Raw genomic sequence first — 2980 nt, forward strand, 5'->3', positions numbered from 1 at the left:
GAGGTGCGAGGGCACGGCGGTCACGGCGGCCGCCGCCGGCGCCGCGGCGGCCGGGACCGGTGCGGCCTCGACCGCATCGGTCAGGCCGATGCCGGCGAGCAGGAGCGCGACGGGCTCCTGCGGCGAGCGGCGATCGGTCATTCGAGGTCTCCCAGGCGGTCGAGGACGGTCTCGTCCCAGTCTGCCGCGCTCCAGCGCAGCAGGAGGGCGCCGAGCGGCTCCAGCTGCTCGAAGGCGACGGCGCCCTGCCGGTGCAGCTCGAGCACGGCGAGGAACCGGGCGACCACGACCTGCCGGTCGGCGGCGTCACCGGCGAGCTCGACGAAGGACATCGCGCCACCCCGCCGCAGCAGCGCGGCGACGTGCGCCGCCTCCGCTCGGAGGCTCACGGCCGGCGCGTGCAGGTGGTCGAGGCCCACCGTCGGCGGGATGCGCTCCACGAGGGCGGCCGCGGCGAGCGCCGCGAACGACGCCACGTCGAGCGGCACCTCCGGCGGGGGCGCCGGCGGTCGGTGCCGCTCCTCCAGCGAGCCGCGGCGCGGATGGCGCATCGCCTCGATGTCCAGCGCGTCCGTGAACCAGGCCGTCGCCTCCTTGTACGCCCGGTACTGGAGCAGGCGGGCGAACAGCAGGTCGCGCGCCTCGAGCAGGGCGGCGCCCTCGGCGTCGACGACCTCGCCCTGCGGCAGCAGGCCGGCGATCTTCAGATCGAGCAGCGTGGCACCGACCACGAGGAAGCCGCTCGCCTGCTCGAGGTCGGCGCCGTCACCGAGGGTGCCGAGGTGGGCGATGAACTCGTCGGTCACCGCCGACAGCGCGAGCTCCGTGATCTCGAGCTCGTGCCGCCCGATCAGATCGAGCAGGAGGTCGAACGGGCCGTCGAACCCGCCGATGCGGATGCGGAACGCGCCGTCGTCGGCATCCGCGCCGACCGGGTCGGCCACGCCCGGATCAGGCGACGGCGCCGCGCGCGACCAGCTCGCAGGCCAGCTGGCGGTAGGCGTGCGCCGCGCTGTGCTCGGGCGCGTACTCGAGGATCGGCTCGCGGGCGACGGAGGCGTCCGGGAACTTCACGGTGCGGCTGATGACCGTCTCGAGCACCTGGCTGTCGAAGGCCTCGACGACCCGGTCGAGCACCTCGCGGGAGTGGAGCGTCCGCGGGTCGTACATGGTGCCGACGATGCCGTCGAGCTCGATGGCCGGGTTGAGGCGGTCGCGCACCTTCTCGATGGTCTCGACGAGCAGCGCGACGCCACGCAGCGCGAAGTACTCGCACGCGAGCGGGATGAGGACGCCGTGCGCCGCGGTGAGCGCGTTCACGGTCAGCAGGCCGAGCGAGGGCTGGCAGTCGATGAGCACGACGTCGTAGCGGTCGACGACGCGCCGCAGCACGCGGGCGAGGGTGTGCTCGCGGGCCACCTCGTTGACCAGGTGCACCTCCGCGGCGGACAGATCGATGTTCGCGGGGATGATGTCGAGCCCGGGGATCTGCGTCTGCTGGATCGCCACCTGCGGGTCGCGCTCGGAGCCGAGCAGCAGCTCGTAGATCGTCGAGACGTCGTCGGTCTCGACCTTGAGGTTCGCGGACAGCGCGCCCTGCGGGTCGAAGTCGATGAGCAGCACCCGGCGACCGTAGGTGGCGAGCGCCGCACCGAGGTTGACCGTGGTCGTCGTCTTGCCGACGCCGCCCTTCTGGTTGCACAGTGCGATGACCCGCGCCGGCCCGTGTGCGCGCAGCTCGGGCGGCACGGGGAACTCGCGGCGCGTCCGGCCCGTGGGGCCGAGGGGCAGCTCGACCTCGGTGGTGTCGAGGGTCGATTCGAGGGTGCTGGTGTGCGTCATCACGACGTCCTTGCTGAGGCGGTTGGCTCTACATGGGTGGTGGCTCGATCCCGACCGTATCGAGCGGTGTCCCCCCAACGGGGGAGGCACGCCGCGTGCCGTGCCGACGCCCGGCGTGGCGTGGCGGACGGTCAGCGGGCCCGCGGATGCGCGGTCGTGTAGACGTCGCGGAGACCGTCGACGGTCACCAGCGTGTAGAGCTGCGTGGTGGCCACGGAAGCGTGGCCGAGCAGCTCCTGCACCACGCGCACGTCGGCCCCGCCGGCCAGCAGGTGCGTCGCGAAGCTGTGCCGGAACGTGTGCGGCGACACGTGGGCGGCGAGGTCGGCGCGCTCGGCGGCGGCCTGGATGGCGAGCCAGGCGCTCTGGCGCGACATCCGCCCGCCGCGAGGCCCGAGGAACAGCGCGGGCGTCGCGGTGCCGCGGGCCGCGAACCCGGGCCGCACCCGCGTGAGGTAGGCGCCGAGGGCCGCACGGGCGTAGCCGCCGACGGGCACGAGCCGCTGCTTGCCGCCCTTGCCGAGCACCCGCACGAACTCCCCCGTCGCGAGGTCGTCGACGTCGAGCCCCACGGCCTCGCTGACGCGCGTGCCGGTCGCGTACAGCAGCTCGACGAGGGCCTTGTCGCGGATGCGGACGGGGTCGTCGCCGTCGGTCGCCGCGATCAGCCGGGCCATCTCGTCGACGGTGATCGCCTTCGGCAGGCGCATCGGCACCTTCGGCGGCGCGGTCGCGTGCGCCGCGTCCTCGGGGACGACGCCGTCCTCGACGAGGAACCGGTGCAGCCCCCGCACCGTGGACAGCATCCGGGCCGCGCTCGAGGGCGCCGCGCCCGCGTCCCGCCGCACGGCGGCGAGGAAGGCCACGACGTCCGCCTCCGTCACCTCGGCGACATCGTCGCGCCCGAGCGCGATGAGGTGCTCCGCGTAGCGGGCCAGGTCGCGGCGGTACGCGGCAAGCGTGTTGTCCGCGAGGCCGCGCTCGACCGCGACGTGCCGGAGGAACCGGTCGATCGCGGCGCGGGGCGTCAGAGCGGCGACTCCGGACGGTCGCCCGGCAGCACCCACGGGGCGCCGCCGAGCCGCGGGTGCCGCGGCCACGGCTCGTCGCCAGGGGTGAGCGCGTCCCAGCCCCGGCC

General features: G+C 74.6%; 3 protein-coding genes. All 3 read right to left on the minus strand.

Features of this window, described 5'->3' with window-relative positions:
• Window positions 1-137: 137 nt before the first annotated feature.
• Window positions 138-944: a segregation/condensation protein A gene (locus tag JWQ92_RS01065; RefSeq protein ID WP_297342604.1), complete on the minus strand. Its 807-nt coding sequence runs from the start codon at window positions 942-944 to the stop codon at window positions 138-140.
• Window positions 945-951: 7 nt separating this feature from the next.
• A complete protein-coding gene (locus tag JWQ92_RS01070) occupies window positions 952-1842 on the minus strand; it encodes a ParA family protein (RefSeq protein ID WP_297342605.1) in 891 nt (296 codons plus the stop codon).
• Between the two features lie 131 nt (window positions 1843-1973).
• On the minus strand, window positions 1974-2909 hold the full coding sequence (gene xerD / locus JWQ92_RS01075; protein WP_297342606.1) for a site-specific tyrosine recombinase XerD: 936 nt from the start codon (window positions 2907-2909) through the stop codon (window positions 1974-1976).
• Window positions 2910-2980: the final 71 nt, after the last annotated feature.

It is taken from the genome of Amnibacterium sp. (assembly GCF_025463795.1).
Classification (GTDB): domain Bacteria; phylum Actinomycetota; class Actinomycetes; order Actinomycetales; family Microbacteriaceae; genus Amnibacterium.